An 18538-nucleotide genomic window follows, 5' to 3' on the forward strand; every position below is an offset into this window, starting at 1 on the left:
GTAAGAAGAAGATCAGGCAGGCAGCGACGCCTGGGCCACGGCATGCTCCCAGCGCGCCATCAGCTCCTGCGCGCGCGAAGGCGCCAGGGTCGGCATGAAGCGCCGCTCGGCGGCCCACAGTCCGGTCAATTCCTCGGTGCCCTGATAGACGCCGGAGGACAGGCCCGCGAGATAGGCCGCGCCCAGTGCCGTGGTCTCGACCACAGCCGGGCGGACCACCGGAATGCCCAGCAGGTCGGCCTGGAACTGCATCAGCAGGTTGTTGACGCAGGCGCCGCCATCGACGCGCAGTTCGCTGACCGGCGCGCCGCCGCTCTGGACCGCGTCGCGGCTCATGGCCAGCAGCAGCGCCGCGCTCTGGTAGGCAATGGATTCCAGCGCGGCGCGCGCGATGTGCGCCATCGTGCTGCCGCGCGTGAGGCCGGTGATGGTGCCGCGCGCATCGGGTTTCCAGTAGGGCGCGCCCAAGCCGGTGAACGCCGGCACCAGCATGACGCCGCCCGAATCGGGCACGCTCTCGGCCAGCGACTGCACCTGGCCGCTGTGCTCGATGGCTTGCAGGCCGTCGCGCAGCCACTGCACCACCGCGCCGCCGATGAACACGCTGCCCTCGAGCGCAAACGCCGGCGTGGCGCTGGTCTGCGCGGCGCTGGTGGTGAGCAGCCCGTTGTGCGAGGTCTGGAAATTCGCGCCGGTATGCATCAGCATGAAGCAGCCCGTGCCGTAGGTGTTCTTGGCCATGCCGGCCTTGAAGCAGGCCTGGCCGAACAGCGCGCTCTGCTGGTCGCCGGCCACGCCGCCGATGGCAATGCCGGCGCCCAGCACCTCGGCCGCGGTCTGGCCGAAATCGCTGGCCGAAGGCAGCACCTCGGGCATCAGCGACCTGGGGATGCGCAGCAGCGCCAGCAGCTCGTCGTCCCACCGGTTGGCGTGCACATTGAAAAGCATGGTGCGCGCCGCATTGCTGACATCGGTCACATGGCGCTTGCCCTGCGTGAGCTGCCAGATCAGCCAGCTGTCCACGGTGCCGAAGGCCAGTTCGCCGCGCTCGGCAGCGGCGCGCGCGCCCGGCACCTCGTCGAGCAGCCACTGCAGCTTGGTGGCCGAGAAGTAGGCGTCGATGCGCAGGCCGGTCTTCTGCTGGATCATGTCCGCATGCCCGCCCTCGCGCAGCCGGGCGCAGGCGGGCTCGGCGCGCCGGTCCTGCCAGACGATCGCATGGTGGATCGGCTGGCCGGTGCGGCGGTTCCAGACCACGGTGGTCTCGCGCTGGTTGGTGATGCCCAGCGCGCGCACCTGGCTGGCTTCGACGCCGGCCTGCGCCAGCGCCGCGCGTGCCGTGCTCAGCTGGGTGCGCCAGATCTCCATGGGATCGTGCTCGACCCAGCCCGGACGGGGATAGATCTGCGGCAGCTCGAGCTGGGCCTGGGCCACGATGCGGCCGCGCGCGTCGAAAAGAATGCTGCGGGAACTGGAAGTGCCCTGGTCGAGGGCCAGCAGGTAAGTCATGTCGATAGGGGGATTCAAAGGGCTACGGTGCATTGCACTCCGGCTTCTTCCAGCAGCGGAACGAAGGCCGGCGGCGGTGGTGCATCGGTGAACAGGCGGTGGATCTGGGCCAGCGTGGCCAGCTGCACCATGGCCTGGCGCTCGAACTTGCTGTGGTCGGCGGCCAGCCAGACTTCGCGCGACTGGGCAATGATGGTCTGGGCCACCTTGACCTCGCGCAGGTCGAAGTCGCGCAGCGAGCCATCGGCTTCGATGGACGAGATGCCGATCAGCGCGATGTCGACCTTGAACTGGCGGATGAAGTCCACGGCCGCCCCGCCGACGATGCCGCGGTCGCGCGAGCGCACCACGCCGCCGGCAACGATGACCTCGCAGTCGGTGTTGCTGCTCAGGATGGCGGCCACGTTCAGGTTGTTGGTGATCACGCGCAGGCCGCGGTGCTGCAGCAGCGCCTGGGCGATGGCCTCGGTGGTGGTGCCGATGTTCAGGATCAGCGAGCAGCCATTGGGCACGGCTTCGGCGACGGCACGCGCGATGCGTGCCTTGCCATCGGCATGCAGGCCCTGGCGCTGCGGGTGGGCCAGGTTCTCGACCGTGGCGCTGGGCACGCGCACGCCGCCGTGGAAACGCACCAGCAGGCCCGCGTCGGCAAGCTTCTGCACATCGCGGCGCACGGTCTGCAGGGTCACGCCGAGCTGAAGCGCCAGCTGTTCCACCGTGGCGGACTGCTGCTGGCGCACGGCATCAAGCAACTGGAGTTGGCGGGGATTAGAGTGGTTCACGCGACCTGCATGTAGGTTAAATACTAAAATCGAATCAAAACGCGCTCATGTGAACATGGTATTCACAAAAACGAAACAAAAAGCGCGAAAATCTCGCCATTGATTGTGACGCACATTGTCCGTTGCCAGCCTGACAGGATTCCAGGTCGCAACGGTCACGCCCTGCGCTGCACGATTTTCACCTTTTCACGCTGCCAAACCCGCTTATGACCACTTCTTCGCATCCCCTGGATACAGACCGCGCCGCACTGCTGGCGCGGCTGGCAGAACCCGTCGTCTATGACCTGGCGATCATCGGCGGCGGCGCCACGGGCCTGGGCGTGGCGCTGGACGCGGCGGCGCGCGGCTTCAAGGTGCTGCTGCTCGAGTCGCATGATTTTGCCAAGGGCACCTCGTCGCGTGCAACGAAGCTGGTGCATGGCGGCGTGCGCTACCTGGCGCAGGGCAACATCGCGCTGGTGCGCGAGGCGCTGCACGAGCGCACCACCTTGCTGCGCAATGCACCGCACCTGGCGCAGCGCCTGGCTTTCGTCATGCCCTCGTACCGGCTGCTCGACACGCCTTTCTATGGCGCGGGGCTGAAGATGTACGACGCGCTGGCGGGCAAGGCCGGCCTGGGCGCCACCGAATTCCTCAGCCGCGACCGCACGGTGGCGCTGCTGCCGACGGCACGCACCCAGGGCCTCAAGGGCGGCGTCAAATACTGGGACGGCCAGTTCGACGATGCGCGCCTGGCATTGGCGCTGGCCCGCACGGCCGCGGCCAAGGGCGCGCTGCTGGTCAATTACTGCCCCGCCAGGGAACTGCTGCACGAGAACGGCAAGGTCACCGGCGTGGTCTGTGAAGACGCGGAAACCGGCACGGTCTACCAGGTGCGTGCCAAGTGTGTGGTGAATGCAACAGGTCCCTGGGTCGATCTGTTCCGCCAGCTCGACGGCAAGGCGCTGGGCCGCGAGATCAAGCCCATGGTTGCGCCCAGCCAGGGCGTGCATGTGGTGGTGGACCGCGAATTCCTGCCCACCGACCACGCGCTGCTGATTCCCAAGACCGCCGACGGCCGCGTGCTGTTTGCCGTGCCCTGGCTGGGCAAGGTCATCCTGGGCACCACCGACACGCCGCGCAATGACCTGGCGCGCGAGCCGTTGCCCTTTCCCGAAGAGGTCAACTTCATTCTCTCGGAAGCCGGCAAGTACCTGGTGCGCCAGCCCACGCGCAGCGACGTGCGCAGCGTCTGGGTCGGCCTGCGCCCGCTGGTCAAGCCGCAGGACGACGACGGCGAGAACACCAAGAAGATCAGCCGCGAGCACACGGTGATGAGCAGCCGCTCGGGCTTGGTCACCGTCACGGGCGGCAAATGGACCACCTACCGCGCCATGGCCGAGGACGTGCTGCGCGAATGCTTTGCCACGGGCCAGCTGCCCGAGCGCGCCGGCGGCGTCACGGTGGATCTGCCGCTGGTGGGCGCGCCTGAAGCGGGCACGCCTGCGGCCGGCGAGCTGCGCCACGGCATGAACGCGCCGCAGGGCCTGCATTCCTATGGCACCGAAGCCGATGCCGTGGCGGCGCTGCCCGGCGCCGACGCCTGGCTGGTAGAAGGCCTGAGCGAGGCCATGGTGCGCTTTGCCGTGCGCCATGAATATGCGCGCAGCGTGGAGGACGTGCTGGCGCGGCGCAGCCGCCTGCTGTTCCTTGATGCGCAGCGTGCGCTGCAGATCGCGCCGCGCGTGGCGGCGCTGCTCGAGGAAGAGCTCGGCCGCGATGCCGGGCTGGCCGCCTTCCAGAGCCTGGCGCTGCAATATCTGCCACGCGCCCAGTAGGGTGGAACCGTGGGCAGTCAGCTCGGCACATGGCGGGCTGCTCACTTTATTGCATCGCTTCGCCAGACTCCATGCGGAGCGAATGCTATCGGTTCGATAGCGTTCTTGCGCAGCCTGGAGATCGCCTGCAGCCGCTGTCCGGACACTGCGACACAGGCCTGTGCCGACCTGCAACGCAGCAGGGACAAAAGCCGCTAAGCGGTTGACGCGCAAAGGAAATTCTGCGAGAATCGAATGCTTCACGTTTAATGCGTGAGGTTTCTGCCCAGCGGGAAGCGCAGCAAAATGGTTTGCGGCGTGGACGACGGGCCCAAGACTGACTGGCTGGTCGCAGCCCTTGAGAAGTACTCTGGGGCTGTTTCCGAGCTGGTGCAAGTTGGGAATATTGAAATGATCCAAACAGAATCTCGGTTAGAGGTTGCCGACAACACCGGCGCTAAGTCCGTCCTGTGCATCAAGGTGCTGGGTGGTTCGAAGCGTCGCTATGCAAGCGTTGGCGACATCATCAAGGTGAGCGTGAAAGAAGCTGCTCCACGCGGCCGCGTCAAGAAGGGCGAGGTCTACAGTGCAGTGGTCGTGCGCACGGCGAAGGGTATTCGCCGCGCTGACGGTTCGCTCGTGAAATTTGACGGCAATGCAGCAGTCCTGCTCAACGCCAAGCTTGAGCCCATCGGCACTCGCATCTTTGGACCCGTGACGCGTGAACTGCGTACCGAGAAGTTCATGAAGATCGTGTCCCTGGCGCCTGAAGTTCTCTAAAAGGAAGCGCAATGAACAAGATTCGCAAGGGCGACCAAGTCATCGTGCTGACTGGCCGCGACAAGGGCAAGCAAGGCGTCGTGACGCTGCGCAAGGATGATTCCTACCTGGTGATCGATGGCATCAACCTGGTCAAGAAGCATGTCAAGCCGAACCCCATGAAGGGCACCACCGGCGGCATCGTGGAAAAGGCCATGCCTATCCACCAATCCAACGTGGCTATCTTCAATGCTGCTACTGGCAAGGCCGACCGCGTGGGCATCAAGCTCGCCGACGGCAAGCGCGTTCGCGTGTTCAAGTCCAGCGGCGCTGAAATCAAGGCGGCCTAAGGGGTAAAACATGGCACGACTGCAAAAACTGTATCGCGAAAAGATCGCGGCTGAACTCAAGGAAAAGTTCGGCTACACCTCCGACATGGAAGTGCCCCGTCTGACCAAGATCACCCTGAACATGGGTGTGAGCGAAGCCGTGGCCGACAAGAAGGTGATGGACAACGCCGTGGCTGACCTGACCAAGATTGCTGGTCAAAAGCCCGTCGTGACCAAGGCCAAGAAGGCTATCGCCGGCTTCAAGATCCGTGAAGGCCAAGCCATTGGCTGCATGGTGACCCTGCGTGGCGTTCAGATGTACGAATTCCTGGACCGTTTCGTCACCGTGGCTCTGCCCCGCGTGCGTGACTTCCGTGGTATTTCGGGCCGCTCGTTCGACGGCCGCGGCAACTACAACGTTGGCGTCAAAGAACAGATCATCTTCCCTGAAATTGAGTACGACAAGGTCGACGCACTGCGCGGTCTCAATATCAGCATCACCACTACTGCGAAGAACGACGAAGAGTGCAAGGCACTGCTCGCCGCTTTCCGCTTCCCCTTCAAGAACTGAGGTAGCGCATGGCAAAAGTAGCATTGATCCAGCGCGAACTGAAGCGCGAAAAGCTGGCAGCCAAGTACGCTGCCAAGTACGCCGAACTGAAGGCCATCGCCGGCGACGCAAAGCGTAGCGACGAAGAGCGCGACGCAGCCCGCCTGGGCCTGCAGAAGCTCCCGCGCAACGCCAACCCCACGCGTCAGCGCAACCGTTGCGAAATCACCGGTCGCCCCCGTGGCACGTTCCGTCAATTCGGTCTGGCACGCGCAAAGATCCGTGAACTGGCTTTCGCAGGCGACATCCCCGGTGTCACCAAGGCCAGCTGGTAAGCAAGCAGGAGAGATTAAACATGAGCATGAGTGATCCCATCGCTGACTTGCTGACCCGCATCCGCAATGCACAAATGGTCGCCAAGACCACCGTGACGGCTCCTTCTTCCAAGGTGAAGGTTGCCATCGCCCAGGTGCTGAAGGACGAAGGCTATATCGACGGCTTCCAAGTGAAGACCGAAGACGGCAAGGCTGAACTCGAAATCACCCTGAAGTACTACGCGGGTCGTCCCGTGATCGAGCGCATCGAGCGTGTGAGCCGCCCCGGCCTGCGCGTGTACAAGGGCCGTGATGCAATTCCACAAGTCATGAATGGCTTGGGCGTGGCCATCGTGACCACCCCCCGCGGCGTGATGACCGATCGTAAAGCACGTGCCACCGGTGTCGGCGGCGAAGTGCTTTGCTATGTGGCCTAACGTGACATTGAAGGAGAAATACTGAAATGTCTCGCGTAGCAAAAACACCCGTGACCATTCCCGCTGGCGTGGATGTGTCCATCAATGACGCACAGATCAGTGTCAAGGGCACCGGCGGCACGCTGTCGCTGGCCCAGAACGCACTGGTCACTGTGACCAATGCCGACGGCAAGCTCTCTTTCGAGCCCGCCAACGACTCCCGCGAAGCCAACGCCATGAGCGGTACCCAGCGTCAGCTGGTGAACAACATGGTGACTGGCGTGACCAAGGGTTTCGAGAAGAAGCTGACGCTGATCGGCGTGGGCTTCAAGGCCGCTGCTTCGGGTTCCAAGCTGAACCTGGCCATCGGTTTCTCGCACCCCGTGAACTTCGAGATGCCCGCCGGCATCACCGTGGCCACCCCGACCCCGACGGAAATCGTCATCAAGGGTTCGGACCGCCAGGTGGTGGGCCAGCTGGCCGCTGAGATCCGTGCCGTTCGTCCTCCCGAGCCCTACAAGGGCAAGGGCATCCGCTATGCGGACGAAAAAGTCACGATCAAAGAGACCAAGAAGAAATAAGGAGCTGCAACATGTTGACCAAGAAAGAGCAGCGTCTCCGTCGTGCCCGTCAGACCCGTATCCGCATTGCACAGCAAGGCGTGGCGCGTCTGAGCGTGAACCGCACGAACCTCCACATCTACGCCAGCGTGATCTCTGGCGACGGCACCACGGTGCTGGCCACTGCCTCCACCGCGGAAGCCGAAGTGCGCACGTCGCTCGGCGGCTCCGGCAAGGGTGGCAACGCCGCCGCTGCATCCCTGATCGGCAAGCGCATTGCTGAGAAGGCCAAGGCTGCCGGTGTCGAGAAGGTTGCATTCGATCGCGCAGGTTTCGCCTACCACGGCCGCGTCAAGGCCCTGGCCGACGCAGCCCGTGAAGCTGGCCTGCAGTTCTAAGCGGAGCGGATAAAAATGGCTAAATTTACCCCCAAAGTGCAAGACGAAGGTCGTGACGACGGTCTGCGCGAAAAAATGATCGCGGTGAACCGCGTCACCAAGGTTGTGAAGGGTGGTCGTATTCTCGGCTTCGCTGCACTGACCGTGGTTGGCGACGGTGACGGCCGCGTTGGCATGGGCAAGGGCAAGTCCAAGGAAGTGCCCGCCTCCGTGCAGAAGGCGATGGAAGAAGCGCGCCGCAACATGATCAAGGTGTCCCTGAAGAACGGCACGATCCATCACATGGTCAACGGTCACCACGGTGCCGCCTCGGTCATGATGGCTCCCGCTCCCAAGGGTACCGGCATCATCGCCGGCGGCCCGATGCGCGCCGTGTTCGAAGTGTTGGGCATCACGGACATCGTGGCCAAGAGCCATGGTTCCTCCAACCCTTACAACATGGTCCGCGCCACGTTAGACGCCCTGACTCGTTCCACGACCCCTGCGGAAGTGGCATCGAAGCGCGGCAAGTCGGTCGAAGACATCTTCGCCTGATTGGAGTCCACATGACGACGCAACAAACTGTCAAGATTCAACTGGTGCGCAGCCCTATCGGCACCAAGGAATCGCATCGCGCCACCGTTCGCGGCCTGGGTCTGCGCAAGCTCAACAGCATCAGCGAGCTGCAAGACACGCCCGAAGTCCGTGGCATGATCAACAAGATCAGCTATCTGGTCAAGGTCCTCTGAAAGGATTGATGATGGAACTCAATAGCATCAAGCCTGCAGACGGCGCGAAGCACGCCAAGCGCCGCGTTGGCCGCGGCATCGGCTCCGGCCTGGGCAAGACTGCCGGCCGTGGTCACAAGGGTCAGAAATCGCGTTCGGGCGGCTACCACAAGGTCGGCTTCGAAGGCGGTCAAATGCCTCTGCAACGCCGTCTGCCCAAGCGCGGTTTCAAGTCGCATCTGCTGAAGTTCAATGCAGAAGTGACCCTGACTGCCCTCGAGCAACTCGGTCTGGCCGAAGTCGATCTGGCTGCCCTCAAGCAGGCTGGCCTGGTCGGTGAAATCGCCAAAGTCGTGAAGGTCATCAAGAGCGGCGCAATCACCAAGGCTGTCAAGCTGAACGGTATTGCTGCTACAGCGGGTGCCAAGGCAGCTATCGAAGCTGCCGGTGGCAACGTGGCCTGATCAAGTTCTGAAAGAAGACATCCGTGGCTACTAGCGCAGCTCAAATTGCAAAAACCGGAAAATTCGGCGATTTGCGTCGCCGGCTGGTTTTTCTGTTGCTGGCGCTGGTCGTATACCGCATCGGGGCGCATATCCCCGTGCCGGGCATCGATCCAGCGCAGCTGCAGCAGCTGTTCAATGGCCAGCAGGGCGGCATTCTCAACCTGTTCAACATGTTCTCGGGTGGAGCGCTGTCGCGCTTCACGGTGTTTGCTCTGGGGATCATGCCGTACATCTCGGCATCGATCATCATGCAGCTGATGACCTATGTCGTCCCGACGTTCGAACAGCTGAAAAAGGAAGGTGAAGCGGGTCGTCGCAAGATTACCCAGTACACCCGCTACGGCACGCTGGCCCTGGCAATTTTTCAGTCCCTTGGGATTGCAGTGGCTCTGGAAAGCTCGGCAGGGCTGGTGCTCAGCCCAGGCTTCGGCTTCCGCCTCACGGCGGTGGTGAGCCTGACCGCAGGCACCATGTTCCTGATGTGGCTCGGTGAACAGATCACGGAACGTGGTCTGGGCAACGGTATCTCGATCCTGATCTTCGCTGGTATTGCCGCAGGCCTGCCCAGCTCGATCGGTGGATTGCTGGAACTGGTGCGCACCGGCGCGATGAGCATTCTGGCTGCGATCTTCATTGTTCTCGTGGTGGCGGGCGTGACGTATTTCGTCGTGTTCGTCGAGCGGGGGCAGCGCAAGATCCTGGTGAATTACGCACGCCGTCAAGTCGGCAACAAGGTTTATGGCGGCCAGTCCTCGCACCTGCCGCTGAAGCTGAACATGGCCGGGGTCATTCCTCCCATCTTCGCTTCCTCGATCATCTTGTTGCCCGCCACGGTGGTGAACTGGTTCAGCGCTGGAGAATCGATGCGTTGGCTGCGTGACATCGCAGGCGCCCTGACCCCTGGTCAGCCGGTGTACGTGATGTTCTATGCGGCGGCCATCATCTTCTTCTGCTTCTTCTATACGGCCCTGGTCTTCAACAGCCGGGAAACCGCCGACAATCTGAAGAAGAGCGGTGCGTTCATTCCGGGTATTCGCCCAGGTGAGCACACGGCGCGCTACATCGATAAGATCCTGGTTCGCCTGACCCTGGCTGGCGCGGTTTACATCACCTTCGTGTGTCTGCTGCCCGAGTTCATGATCCTGAAGTACAACGTTCCGTTCTACTTCGGTGGCACATCACTGCTGATCATCGTGGTGGTGACCATGGACTTCATGGCACAGGTGCAGAACTACATGATGTCGCAGCAGTACGAGTCGCTCCTCAAGAAAGCGAACTTCAAGGGTACGCCGGGCACTTGAGAAAAAGTCATGGAGGCTTCGGGCGGTGCCCGCAGCCTCCAGCCCAAAGTTAGTAGATTGTCCCGAATGGGGACGCCACAAGGTTCCGTGCAGATTGGCCGGAACGGATGCAAAGTTTTAGGAGAATTGGAATGAGAGTTTCGGCTTCGGTCAAGAAAATCTGCCGCAACTGCAAGATCATCCGCCGCAAGGGTGTGGTGCGTGTGATCTGCACAGACCAGCGCCATAAGCAGCGCCAGGGTTGATTGAAAGTATAGAGGACGCATATGGCACGTATCGCTGGCATCAATATCCCGCCGCATCAGCATGCTGAAATCGGCCTGACCGCTATTTATGGTATCGGTCGTACCCGTGCTCGCAAGATTTGCGAAGCATGCGACATCGCATATTCCAAGAAGATCAAGGATCTGACGGATAGCGATCTCGAGAAAATCCGTGACGCGATTGCCCAGTTCACCATCGAAGGTGACCTGCGCCGTGAAACGACGATGAACATCAAGCGCTTGATGGACATCGGCTGCTATCGCGGTTTCCGTCATCGCCGTGGCCTGCCCATGCGCGGCCAGCGCACGCGCACGAATGCCCGTACCCGCAAGGGTCCGCGCAAGGGTGCAGCGGCTTTGAAGAAATAAAGAGATTGAAAGATCACCATGGCTAAATCTCCCGCCAACAACGCAGCGCAACGCGTGCGCAAGAAGGTTCGCAAGAACATTTCTGACGGCATCGCCCACGTGCACGCATCGTTCAACAACACGATCATCACCATCACCGACCGCCAGGGCAACGCCCTGTCGTGGGCTTCGTCGGGTGGCCAAGGCTTCAAGGGCTCGCGCAAGTCGACGCCTTTCGCAGCCCAGGTCGCTTCCGAAGTGGCTGGCCGTGCCGCGATCGAACAAGGCATCAAGAACGTCGACGTCGAGATCAAGGGCCCCGGTCCAGGTCGCGAATCGTCGGTGCGCGCTCTGGGTGCCCTGGGCATCCGCATCACTTCCATCTCGGACGTGACGCCCGTGCCGCACAACGGCTGCCGCCCGCAAAAGCGTCGTCGCATCTAATTTTTTATAAGCCCACCGCCACCTGCATGGTTCTGCCAGGCAGGTGGCTCCCGCAATGCACTTGCGGAAGATGACACAAGGAAGATCAAGTGGCACGTTATATCGGCCCCAAGGCCAAACTTTCCCGCCGTGAAGGCACCGACCTGTTCCTGAAGAGCGCCCGCCGCTCGATCGCGGACAAGTCGAAGTTCGACACCAAGCCCGGTCAGCACGGCCGCACCTCCGGCCAGCGCACTTCGGACTACGGTCTGCAACTGCGTGAGAAGCAGAAGGTCAAGCGCATGTACGGCGTGCTGGAAAAGCAATTCCGCCGCTACTTCGAAGCTGCCGACAGCAAGAAGGGTAACACCGGTGCCAACCTGCTGTCGCTGCTGGAAAGCCGCCTGGACAACGTCGTGTACCGCATGGGCTTCGGCTCCACGCGTGCAGAAGCCCGCCAACTGGTGTCGCACAAGGCGATCACCGTGAACGGTCAATCGGTGAACATCGCCTCCTACCTGGTCAAGGTCGGCGACGTGGTTGCCGTGCGCGAAAAGTCCAAGAAGCAGGCCCGCATCGTCGAAGCCCTGCAACTGGCACAGCAAGTGGGCTTCCCCGCTTGGGTCGAAGTCAGCCTGGACAAGGCTGAAGGCACCTTCAAGAAGGCTCCTGACCGTGACGAATTCGGCGCAGACATCAACGAATCCCTGATCGTTGAATTGTATTCGCGTTGATTTTTTCGGCTCATTTTCGCTAAACCGTCCCTGAACCGCGAGGCATCGCGGTTTAGGCGCTTCACCAGCCTTACCGGTGTAACGAGCCGGGGGTATTGAGAGGAAGTCTGCATGCAAACCAATTTGCTGAAACCCAAGGCAATCAATGTCGAACAACTTGGCCACAACCGTGCCAAGGTTGCACTTGAGCCGTTCGAGCGTGGTTACGGCCACACGCTGGGCAACGCCCTGCGCCGTGTGCTGCTCTCGTCCATGGTGGGTTACGCAGCGACGGAAGTCACGATTGCGGGTGTGCTCCACGAGTACTCTTCGATCGACGGCGTTCAGGAAGATGTGGTCAACATCCTGCTGAACCTCAAGGGCGTGGTGTTCAAGCTGCACAACCGCGACGAAGTGACCCTGAGCCTGCGCAAGGATGGCGAAGGCGTCGTCACGGCGCGCGACATCCAGACCCCGCACGATGTCGAGATCGTCAACCCTGATCATGTCATTGCCAACCTGTCGCAAGGCGGCAAGCTGGACATGCAGATCAAGGTCGAAAAGGGCCGTGGCTACGTGCCGGGCAACGTGCGTCGCTATGGCGATGAATCCACCAAGTCGATCGGCCGCATCGTGCTGGACGCCTCGTTCTCCCCCGTGAAGCGCGTGAGCTACACGGTGGAAAGCGCACGTGTCGAGCAGCGTACCGACCTCGACAAGCTGGTGGTGGAAATCGAAACCAACGGTGCCATCACGGCGGAAGACGCAGTGCGCGCTTCGGCCAAGATCCTGGTCGAGCAGCTGGCTGTGTTCGCGCAGCTCGAAGGCGGCGATCTGGAAGGCATCACGGGCAGCGCTGCTCCGCGCAACAACGCGAGCTTCGACCCGATCCTGCTGCGTCCTGTGGACGAACTGGAACTGACGGTGCGTTCGGCCAACTGCCTGAAGGCCGAAAACATCTACTACATCGGCGACCTGATCCAGCGTACCGAAAACGAGCTGCTCAAGACCCCCAACCTGGGTCGCAAGTCGCTCAACGAGATCAAGGAAGTCCTGGCTTCCCGCGGTCTGACGCTGGGCATGAAGCTGGAAAACTGGCCCCCGGCTGGTTTGGACAAGCGTTAAGCTATAATTCGCGGCCCGCTTCGGTGGGCAGTGCCTCGGGCAGTACCTGATACGGCTGCCTGATTTAATTACATATCAAGGAAAAAGCACCATGCGTCACGGTCACGGCCTCCGCAAACTCAACCGCACTTCTTCGCACCGCCTGGCGATGCTGCAGAACATGATGAATTCGCTCATCGAGCACGAAGCCATCAAGACCACCGTCCCCAAGGCCAAGGAACTGCGCCGCGTGATCGAGCCCATGATCACCCTGGCCAAGGTCGACACCGTCGCCAACCGCCGCCTGGCTTTCGACCGCCTGCGCGACCGCGACAGCGTGACCAAGCTGTTCAACGTGCTGGGTCCCCGTTTCAACGCCCGTCCTGGCGGCTACACGCGTATCCTGAAGATGGGCTTCCGCGTGGGCGACAACGCTCCCATGGCCTACGTCGAACTGGTGGAACGCACCGAAGAAGTGCAAACTTCCGACGCAGCAGCCTAAATCTGCTGTACAATAACTACATACCGCGCGATGGAGCAGTCTGGTAGCTCGTTGGGCTCATAACCCAAAGGTCGAAGGTTCAAATCCTTCTCGCGCAACCAAACATTCAACGCCCACTTTTCAGTGGGCGTTTTTGTTTTTGCGCCGCGCTTGCGGCGCTTGCGTTTTCCTTGCCTTTGCGGCCCTCCGATCGATGATTTCTTCTTTCCCCAGCACCCTTGGCATTGATTTCGGCACCTCCAATTCGGCCATGGCGCTGCGCAGCGCGGGCGGCCCGGCGCGGCTGATTCCGCTGGAGGGGGAGCAATTGGCCATGCCCACGGCGCTGTTCTTCCATGCCGAGGAATTGACCACGCATTTCGGCCGCGATGCCATGGCGCAGTACCTCGAAGGCGAGGAAGGGCGGCTCATGCGCTCGCTCAAGAGCCTGCTGGGCAGCGCGCTGCTGCAGGACAAGACGGTGGTGCACGGCAACCTGGTGAGCTACCAGGACATCATTGCGCTGTTCCTGCGTCACCTCGCGGCGCGCGCGCAGCAGGAACTCGGGCAAATGCCCGAGCGCGTGGTGCTGGGCCGGCCGGTGCATTTCGTCGATGACGATGCCGCGCGCGACGCGGCGGCCGAAAGCGCGCTGCGCGAGGCCGCACACCGCGCCGGGTTTGCGCAGGTGCAGTTCCAGCTCGAGCCGATTGCCGCGGCGCTGGATTACGAGCAGCGCCTTTCCCGTGAGTCGGTGGTGCTGGTGGTCGACATCGGCGGCGGTACCTCCGACTTCACGGTCGTGCGCCTGGGGCCCGAACGCATGGCGCACGCGGACCGCAGCGCCGACGTGCTGGCAACGACCGGCGTGCACATCGGCGGCACCGACTTCGACCAGCGGCTCAATCTCGAGCTGCTGCAGCCACTGCTGGGCCTGCGCCACCATGGCAAGAGCGGGCGCGAGGTGCCCAGCCGGGTGTTTCACGATCTGTCGACCTGGCATCTGATCCAGTGGCTCTACACCGCCAAGGCAGTGCGCGAGGCACAGGCCCTGCGCACGGATTACAAGGACGAGCGCCTGCATGCGCGGCTGATGACGGTGCTGGAAGAACGCCTGGGCCACCGTCTGGCCAACACCATGGAGCAGGGCAAGATCGCGGTGTCGCAGACCGGCATGGCGCAGACCCTGGACCTGGGCTGGCTCGAGGCGCAGCTGCAAGCCGAGGCCACGCCCGAGGCGCTGGCCCTGCATCTGCAGCCGGCGCTGGCACGTGTAGTGGCCTGCGCCGGGGAATGCCTGCGCCGCGCGGGTGTGGCTGCGGATGCGCTCGATGCGATCTATCTCACGGGCGGGTCCTCGGCGCTGCGGCCGCTGCGCAGCGCCTTGCGCGCGGCGTTTCCGGAGACGGAGCAGGTCGAAGGGGATCTGTTTGGCGGGGTGGCTTCGGGATTGGTTTACACGCAGGGGTGAGGGGGCTCGTCTTGTCTCGAAGGCAGGACGTTCATCTTTCGACGCGGCCACTCTAGCCGGAAGGGAAGGTCGTTGCGTTATCTCGAGCACAGGACGTTCATCCTGCGGCGAGCTCAGGACGAACGGGGGGTAATCCGTTCGCCCTGTGCCTGCCTGGACGGCACTTTCGAAGAATGACTGGCGCCGATGAGGGGAGTCACTCCTCTTCAGTCCCCTCGCGTCTTATCTCCAGCGCTGCGTCATAAAGCGCATTGCGTGGCGCGCCCGTGATCTCTGCGGCCAGGCGCACCGCGGCCTTGGTGGGGAGCTCGGCCAGCAGCAGGCGCAGCACGCGCAGGCCCTCGCCGCTGTCATCCTGCAGTTCCACGGGGTGCAGCACGACGACGAATTCGCCGCGCGAGCGTTGGGGCGAGCCGTCCAGCCAGGCGGGCAGTTGCTGCGCGGGCTGGGTCACGATTTCCTCGAACTGCTTGGTGATCTCGCGCGCCAGCGTGACCGGGCGCGGGCCCAGCACGGCCAGGGCCTGCGCCAGCTCGCCGATGCGGTGCGGCGCCTCGAGCAGCACGCAGCAGCGCGCTTCCTGGCCCAGTTGCTGGACCTGGGCCGTGCGCTCGGCCTGCTTGCTGGCGAGGAAACCGGCAAACAGGAAACCGCTGCTGGCCTGGGAATGCGCCACCGCGCCGGCGACGCTGAGCGCGGCGGTGATGCTGCTGGCGCCGGGCAGGGGAATGGTGCGCAGGCCCGCGGCCTGCACCGCCGCGGCCAGGCGCGCGCCCGGGTCGCTCACGCCGGGCGTGCCGGCGTCGCTGACATAGGCCAGGCGTTGACCTTGCTGCAGACGCGCGATCACCTGCTGCGCGGCTTCGGCTTCGTTATGCTGGTGCAGCGCCAGCAGCTGGCTGCCCGGGCGCTCAAGGCCGTAGGAGCGCAGCAGGCCCTGGGTGTGGCGCGTGTCCTCGCAGGCAATGCCGTCGACGAGCTGCAGTACATGCAGCGCGCGCAGGCTGATGTCGGCCAGGTTGCCGATCGGGGTGGCGACCACATACAGCGCGCCCGGCGGGTAGTTTTGCGCCGAGGCTGCGTCGTGGGCAGCGCTCAGCGCGGAGGCGAAAGAGGCACTCAATGGGTTTCCTTAAAAATCCTGCCGCAGCGCAGGCGGCGCCGGCCACCACGCGGCAGCGGGGCCAGGCCGGTGAAGACCGGGCGCTGCGCTGCCTGCAGGGGGCGGGCCTGCGCCTGGTGGAGCGCAATTATCGGACGCCCGGACGTGGCGGTGGTGAAATTGACCTCATCATGCGCGATGCCGATGGCACCCTGGTGTTCGTCGAGGTGCGCAGCCGTGGCCGCCCGGGCTATGGCGGCGCGGGCGCCAGCATCGGCGCGATCAAGCAGTCGCGCATCGTGCACGCGGCGCGGCATTACCTGCAGCGCTGGCCGGCGCCGCCTCCCTGCCGCTTCGACGTGGTGCTGATCGAGGCCGCGGGCGTGCAGTGGCTGCGCGCGGCCTTCGACAGCGCCGCACTGCCCGGGTAACCGCGGGGCGGCAAAAGGTTAGTGGCCGCGCAGTTATCATCGGGCCTCCATGCTTGAGCAACGAATCCAACAGCATTTCATCGACAGCGCCGACCTGAAGTACCAGGCGGCGCAGGCGCTGAGTCTCCCAATAGCTTCCGCCGTGCAGGCCATGCTGGCCTGCGTGACCAGTGGCGGCAAGGTACTGGCCTGCGGCAGCGGCCCTTCCGTCACCGACGCGCAGATGTTTGCCGCGCTGTGCGTGACGGGCTTCGAGCGCGACCGGCCCGAGCTGGCCGCGCTGGCGCTGACGGCGCAGGGTGGGCTGCTGGGCAATCTGCCGGTGTCGGGCGGCGGGGGCAATGCACAGCATTACCTGGCGCGCCAGGTGCGCGCGCTGGGCCAGGCCGGCGATCTGCTGGTGGTGCTGTCGGTGAGCGGCGACGACCCCTGCGCGCTCGAGGCGGTGGAAGCCGCGCACGAGCGCGACATGATGGTCGTGGTGCTCAGCGGCCGCACCGGCGGTGCGCTGGCCGCGCGCATGCGCGAGACCGATGTGCTGGTCTGCGTGCCGCACGACCGCGCGGCGCGGGTGCGCGAGGTGCATGCGCTGGTGCTGCATTGCCTGTGCGATGGCGTGGATGCCCAGTTGTTAGGTGAACAGGAGATGCCTTTATGAAGATCGAGATCCGTCGTGCCCTGTGTTCGGGTTTGGCCTGTGTGCTGCTGGGAGGCGCGCTGTCCGCCTGCGTTCCGCTGGTCGTGGGGGGCGGCATGGTGGCCGGCACGCTGGTGGCCGTGGACCGGCGCACGGCCGGCACGGTGGTCGAGGACGAAAGCATCGAGGTCAAGGCCGCGAACCGCATTCGCGAGACCATGGGCGACAAGGCACGCATCAATGTGACCAGCTACAACCGCCAGGTGCTGCTGACCGGCGAAGTCGGCAACGAGACCGACAAGCAGGCGCTGGGCCGCCTGGTGCAGTCCGTCGACAATGTGCGCGCGGTGGTCAACGAGACCGCGGTCGCGCCCTTCACCGCGACGCTGAGCCAGCGCTCGGGCGACACCTTCATCACCGGCAAGGTGCGCGCCAGCCTCATGGACGCCAAGGACCTGCAGGCCTCGGCCTTCAAGGTCGTGACCGAGAACAAGATCGTCTACCTGATGGGCATCGTCACGCCGCGCGAAGCCAAGCGTGCCGCCGAGATCGCGCGCGGGGTCAATGACGTGACCAAGGTGGTGCGCGTGTTCGAGGTGGTTTCCGAGGACGAGCTGGCACGCTACCAGACCAAGCCGGCGCCGGTCACGACCGATGCGGCCCCCGTGTCCACGCCCGCGCCCTGACGTTCCGCGCCCAGGAAAAAGCCGGCAGTGCCGGCTTTTTCGCGTTCAGCGCAGGCGTTTGATCAGGCTGGACGTATCCCAGCGGTTGCCGCCCATCTGCTGCACGTCGGCATAGAACTGGTCCACCAGGGCAGTGACCGGCAGCCGTGCGCCGTTGCGCTTGGCTTCGTCGAGCACCAGGCCCAGGTCCTTGCGCATCCAGTCGACGGCAAAGCCGAAGTCGAACTTGTCGGCAATCATGGTCTTGCCGCGCTGGTCCATCTGCCAGCTCTGCGCCGCGCCCTTGCCGATCACCTCCAGCACCTGCGCCATGTCCAGCCCGGCCCTGCCGCCAAAGGCAATGGCTTCGGACAGGCCCTGGATCAGCCCGGCCAGGCAGATCTGGTTGACCATCTTCGCCAGCTGGCCCGCGCCGCTGTCGCCCAGCAGCGTGCAGGCGCGCGCGAAGGCCATGGCCACGGGCTGCACCGTGGCGAATGCCGTGGCGTCGCCGCCGCACATCACGGTGAGCTGGCCGTTCTGCGCGCCGGCCTGGCCGCCCGAGACCGGCGCGTCGATGAATTGCAGGCCCAGCGCCTGCGCGGCGGCATTGAGCTCGCGCGCGACCTCGGCCGAGGCCGTCGTGTGGTCGACGAAGATCGCGCCCGGGGCCATGCCGGCCAGTGCGCCCTGGGGACCGAGCACGACCGAGCGCAGGTCGTCGTCATTGCCGACGCAGCAGAACACCAGTTCGGCGCCCGCGGCGGCTTCGCGCGGCGTGGCCGCCTGGCGCGGCGCCGGAGTATCGGCGTATTCGGCGCACCACTGCGCAGCCTTGGCCGGGGTGCGGTTGTAGACCGTGACGCGGTGGCCGGCGCGCGCCAGGTGGCCGGCCATGGGGTAGCCCATCACACCCAGGCCCAGGAAGGCGACGGAACGTGGCGGTACGGCAGAGCTAGACATAGAAAAAATC

At 63.9% G+C, this 18538-nt stretch carries 26 protein-coding genes and 1 tRNA gene; 23 read left to right on the forward strand and 4 right to left on the reverse strand.

Going from position 1 to position 18538, the window contains the following annotated elements; translation table 11 throughout:
* Positions 1–12: 12 nt before the first annotated feature.
* Entirely contained in the window at positions 13–1509 is a 1497-nt protein-coding gene (gene glpK / locus M9799_RS09565) for a glycerol kinase GlpK (RefSeq protein WP_231041456.1), read from the reverse strand.
* Between the two features lie 14 nt (positions 1510–1523).
* Positions 1524–2291 carry a DeoR/GlpR family DNA-binding transcription regulator gene (locus M9799_RS09570; RefSeq protein WP_231041457.1) on the reverse strand — a complete coding sequence of 256 codons (768 nt, stop codon included), beginning with the start codon at positions 2289–2291 and terminating at the stop codon, positions 1524–1526.
* 206 nt (positions 2292–2497) lie between these two features.
* Between M9799_RS09570 and M9799_RS09575 the strand changes: the two genes are divergently transcribed.
* The 20 genes from M9799_RS09575 (at position 2498) to M9799_RS09670 (ending at position 14730) form a co-directional block, all read left to right on the forward strand.
* Positions 2498–4108 (forward strand): glycerol-3-phosphate dehydrogenase/oxidase, encoded by a 1611-nt coding sequence (locus tag M9799_RS09575; RefSeq protein ID WP_231041458.1) that lies wholly within the window; start codon positions 2498–2500, stop codon positions 4106–4108.
* Positions 4109–4498: 390 nt separating this feature from the next.
* Positions 4499–4867: a 50S ribosomal protein L14 gene (gene rplN, locus M9799_RS09580; RefSeq protein WP_119558617.1), complete on the forward strand. Its 369-nt coding sequence runs from the start codon at positions 4499–4501 to the stop codon at positions 4865–4867.
* A gap of 11 nt (positions 4868–4878) precedes the next feature.
* Complete coding sequence (gene rplX / locus M9799_RS09585; RefSeq protein ID WP_231041459.1) at positions 4879–5196, forward strand: 50S ribosomal protein L24; 318 nt, start codon at positions 4879–4881, stop codon at positions 5194–5196.
* Between the two features lie 10 nt (positions 5197–5206).
* Positions 5207–5746 carry a 50S ribosomal protein L5 gene (gene rplE, locus M9799_RS09590; protein WP_231041460.1) on the forward strand — a complete coding sequence of 180 codons (540 nt, stop codon included), beginning with the start codon at positions 5207–5209 and terminating at the stop codon, positions 5744–5746.
* Between the two features lie 8 nt (positions 5747–5754).
* On the forward strand, positions 5755–6060 hold the full coding sequence (rpsN, locus tag M9799_RS09595) for a 30S ribosomal protein S14 (RefSeq protein WP_005793633.1): 306 nt from the start codon (positions 5755–5757) through the stop codon (positions 6058–6060).
* Positions 6061–6080: 20 nt separating this feature from the next.
* Positions 6081–6476: a 30S ribosomal protein S8 gene (gene rpsH / locus M9799_RS09600; RefSeq protein WP_231041461.1), complete on the forward strand. Its 396-nt coding sequence runs from the start codon at positions 6081–6083 to the stop codon at positions 6474–6476.
* Between the two features lie 26 nt (positions 6477–6502).
* Positions 6503–7036, forward strand: a complete 534-nt coding sequence (gene rplF, locus M9799_RS09605; RefSeq protein ID WP_231041462.1) for a 50S ribosomal protein L6 — start codon at positions 6503–6505, stop codon at positions 7034–7036.
* A gap of 11 nt (positions 7037–7047) precedes the next feature.
* Complete coding sequence (gene rplR / locus M9799_RS09610) at positions 7048–7413, forward strand: 50S ribosomal protein L18 (RefSeq protein WP_231041463.1); 366 nt, start codon at positions 7048–7050, stop codon at positions 7411–7413.
* A 15-nt stretch (positions 7414–7428) separates the two neighbouring features.
* A complete protein-coding gene (gene rpsE / locus M9799_RS09615) occupies positions 7429–7947 on the forward strand; it encodes a 30S ribosomal protein S5 (RefSeq protein ID WP_231041464.1) in 519 nt (172 codons plus the stop codon).
* Positions 7948–7958: 11 nt separating this feature from the next.
* Positions 7959–8141 (forward strand): 50S ribosomal protein L30, encoded by a 183-nt coding sequence (gene rpmD / locus M9799_RS09620; RefSeq protein WP_119558609.1) that lies wholly within the window; start codon positions 7959–7961, stop codon positions 8139–8141.
* Positions 8142–8152: 11 nt separating this feature from the next.
* The gene (rplO, locus tag M9799_RS09625; RefSeq protein ID WP_231041465.1) at positions 8153–8584 is read left to right on the forward strand and encodes a 50S ribosomal protein L15; all 432 of its coding nucleotides are present in this window, start codon (positions 8153–8155) and stop codon (positions 8582–8584) included.
* A 23-nt stretch (positions 8585–8607) separates the two neighbouring features.
* Positions 8608–9927 (forward strand): preprotein translocase subunit SecY, encoded by a 1320-nt coding sequence (secY, locus tag M9799_RS09630; protein WP_231041466.1) that lies wholly within the window; start codon positions 8608–8610, stop codon positions 9925–9927.
* A 131-nt stretch (positions 9928–10058) separates the two neighbouring features.
* On the forward strand, positions 10059–10172 hold the full coding sequence (gene rpmJ, locus M9799_RS09635) for a 50S ribosomal protein L36 (RefSeq protein WP_003050535.1): 114 nt from the start codon (positions 10059–10061) through the stop codon (positions 10170–10172).
* Between the two features lie 21 nt (positions 10173–10193).
* Entirely contained in the window at positions 10194–10559 is a 366-nt protein-coding gene (rpsM, locus tag M9799_RS09640) for a 30S ribosomal protein S13 (RefSeq protein ID WP_231041467.1), read from the forward strand.
* 18 nt (positions 10560–10577) lie between these two features.
* Entirely contained in the window at positions 10578–10982 is a 405-nt protein-coding gene (gene rpsK / locus M9799_RS09645) for a 30S ribosomal protein S11 (RefSeq protein WP_175502557.1), read from the forward strand.
* A gap of 89 nt (positions 10983–11071) precedes the next feature.
* Positions 11072–11695, forward strand: coding sequence for a 30S ribosomal protein S4 (gene rpsD, locus M9799_RS09650; RefSeq protein WP_231041468.1), 624 nt, complete (start codon positions 11072–11074; stop codon positions 11693–11695).
* Positions 11696–11806: 111 nt separating this feature from the next.
* Positions 11807–12799, forward strand: coding sequence for a DNA-directed RNA polymerase subunit alpha (locus M9799_RS09655; RefSeq protein WP_159911552.1), 993 nt, complete (start codon positions 11807–11809; stop codon positions 12797–12799).
* Positions 12800–12890: 91 nt separating this feature from the next.
* Complete coding sequence (gene rplQ, locus M9799_RS09660) at positions 12891–13280, forward strand: 50S ribosomal protein L17 (RefSeq protein ID WP_231041469.1); 390 nt, start codon at positions 12891–12893, stop codon at positions 13278–13280.
* 24 nt (positions 13281–13304) lie between these two features.
* Positions 13305–13381, forward strand: a tRNA-Met gene (locus M9799_RS09665).
* Between the two features lie 92 nt (positions 13382–13473).
* A complete protein-coding gene (locus M9799_RS09670; RefSeq protein WP_231041470.1) occupies positions 13474–14730 on the forward strand; it encodes an Hsp70 family protein in 1257 nt (418 codons plus the stop codon).
* 196 nt (positions 14731–14926) lie between these two features.
* Here M9799_RS09670 and rsmI read toward each other — a convergent pair whose 3' ends face one another.
* Positions 14927–15853, reverse strand: a complete 927-nt coding sequence (rsmI, locus tag M9799_RS09675) for a 16S rRNA (cytidine(1402)-2'-O)-methyltransferase (RefSeq protein WP_231041471.1) — start codon at positions 15851–15853, stop codon at positions 14927–14929.
* On the opposite strand from rsmI, the gene M9799_RS09680 reads away from it, so the two are divergent.
* The 3 genes from M9799_RS09680 to M9799_RS09690 are packed head-to-tail and all read left to right on the forward strand — an operon-like array spanning position 15853 to position 17586.
* The gene (locus M9799_RS09680; protein WP_231041472.1) at positions 15853–16263 is read left to right on the forward strand and encodes a YraN family protein; all 411 of its coding nucleotides are present in this window, start codon (positions 15853–15855) and stop codon (positions 16261–16263) included. The genes rsmI and M9799_RS09680 overlap by 1 nt on opposite strands.
* A 49-nt stretch (positions 16264–16312) precedes the next feature.
* Positions 16313–16921 carry an SIS domain-containing protein gene (locus tag M9799_RS09685; protein ID WP_231041473.1) on the forward strand — a complete coding sequence of 203 codons (609 nt, stop codon included), beginning with the start codon at positions 16313–16315 and terminating at the stop codon, positions 16919–16921.
* Entirely contained in the window at positions 16918–17586 is a 669-nt protein-coding gene (locus M9799_RS09690; protein WP_231041474.1) for a BON domain-containing protein, read from the forward strand. Before M9799_RS09685 ends, M9799_RS09690 begins: the two co-directional genes overlap by 4 nt.
* A 45-nt stretch (positions 17587–17631) precedes the next feature.
* Here M9799_RS09690 and M9799_RS09695 read toward each other — a convergent pair whose 3' ends face one another.
* The gene (locus tag M9799_RS09695; RefSeq protein ID WP_231041475.1) at positions 17632–18528 is read right to left on the reverse strand and encodes an NAD(P)-dependent oxidoreductase; all 897 of its coding nucleotides are present in this window, start codon (positions 18526–18528) and stop codon (positions 17632–17634) included.
* Positions 18529–18538: the final 10 nt, after the last annotated feature.

Origin of the sequence: Comamonas endophytica, assembly GCF_023634805.2 — a bacterium.
Classification (GTDB): domain Bacteria; phylum Pseudomonadota; class Gammaproteobacteria; order Burkholderiales; family Burkholderiaceae_C; genus Comamonas; species Comamonas endophytica.

Excerpts from the sequence above, each read along its gene's own strand:
- M9799_RS09655 (WP_159911552.1), top strand. The coding sequence starts at position 11,807 with ATGCAAACCAATTTGCTGAAACCCAAGGCAATCAATGTCGAACAACTT.
- M9799_RS09685 (WP_231041473.1), top strand. The coding sequence starts at position 16,313 with ATGCTTGAGCAACGAATCCAACAGCATTTCATCGACAGCGCCGACCTG.
- rpmJ (WP_003050535.1), top strand. The coding sequence starts at position 10,059 with ATGAGAGTTTCGGCTTCGGTCAAGAAAATCTGCCGCAACTGCAAGATC.
- M9799_RS09690 (WP_231041474.1), top strand. The coding sequence starts at position 16,918 with ATGAAGATCGAGATCCGTCGTGCCCTGTGTTCGGGTTTGGCCTGTGTG.
- rplQ (WP_231041469.1), top strand. The coding sequence starts at position 12,891 with ATGCGTCACGGTCACGGCCTCCGCAAACTCAACCGCACTTCTTCGCAC.
- rplX (WP_231041459.1), top strand. The coding sequence starts at position 4,879 with ATGAACAAGATTCGCAAGGGCGACCAAGTCATCGTGCTGACTGGCCGC.
- rplE (WP_231041460.1), top strand. The coding sequence starts at position 5,207 with ATGGCACGACTGCAAAAACTGTATCGCGAAAAGATCGCGGCTGAACTC.
- rplR (WP_231041463.1), top strand. The coding sequence starts at position 7,048 with ATGTTGACCAAGAAAGAGCAGCGTCTCCGTCGTGCCCGTCAGACCCGT.
- rpsM (WP_231041467.1), top strand. The coding sequence starts at position 10,194 with ATGGCACGTATCGCTGGCATCAATATCCCGCCGCATCAGCATGCTGAA.
- M9799_RS09695 (WP_231041475.1), bottom strand. The coding sequence starts at position 18,528 with ATGTCTAGCTCTGCCGTACCGCCACGTTCCGTCGCCTTCCTGGGCCTG.
- M9799_RS09680 (WP_231041472.1), top strand. The coding sequence starts at position 15,853 with ATGGGTTTCCTTAAAAATCCTGCCGCAGCGCAGGCGGCGCCGGCCACC.
- M9799_RS09670 (WP_231041470.1), top strand. The coding sequence starts at position 13,474 with ATGATTTCTTCTTTCCCCAGCACCCTTGGCATTGATTTCGGCACCTCC.
- rplF (WP_231041462.1), top strand. The coding sequence starts at position 6,503 with ATGTCTCGCGTAGCAAAAACACCCGTGACCATTCCCGCTGGCGTGGAT.
- rpsE (WP_231041464.1), top strand. The coding sequence starts at position 7,429 with ATGGCTAAATTTACCCCCAAAGTGCAAGACGAAGGTCGTGACGACGGT.
- rpmD (WP_119558609.1), top strand. The coding sequence starts at position 7,959 with ATGACGACGCAACAAACTGTCAAGATTCAACTGGTGCGCAGCCCTATC.
- rpsH (WP_231041461.1), top strand. The coding sequence starts at position 6,081 with ATGAGCATGAGTGATCCCATCGCTGACTTGCTGACCCGCATCCGCAAT.
- rpsK (WP_175502557.1), top strand. The coding sequence starts at position 10,578 with ATGGCTAAATCTCCCGCCAACAACGCAGCGCAACGCGTGCGCAAGAAG.
- M9799_RS09575 (WP_231041458.1), top strand. The coding sequence starts at position 2,498 with ATGACCACTTCTTCGCATCCCCTGGATACAGACCGCGCCGCACTGCTG.
- rplN (WP_119558617.1), top strand. The coding sequence starts at position 4,499 with ATGATCCAAACAGAATCTCGGTTAGAGGTTGCCGACAACACCGGCGCT.
- glpK (WP_231041456.1), bottom strand. The coding sequence starts at position 1,509 with ATGACTTACCTGCTGGCCCTCGACCAGGGCACTTCCAGTTCCCGCAGC.
- rpsN (WP_005793633.1), top strand. The coding sequence starts at position 5,755 with ATGGCAAAAGTAGCATTGATCCAGCGCGAACTGAAGCGCGAAAAGCTG.
- rplO (WP_231041465.1), top strand. The coding sequence starts at position 8,153 with ATGGAACTCAATAGCATCAAGCCTGCAGACGGCGCGAAGCACGCCAAG.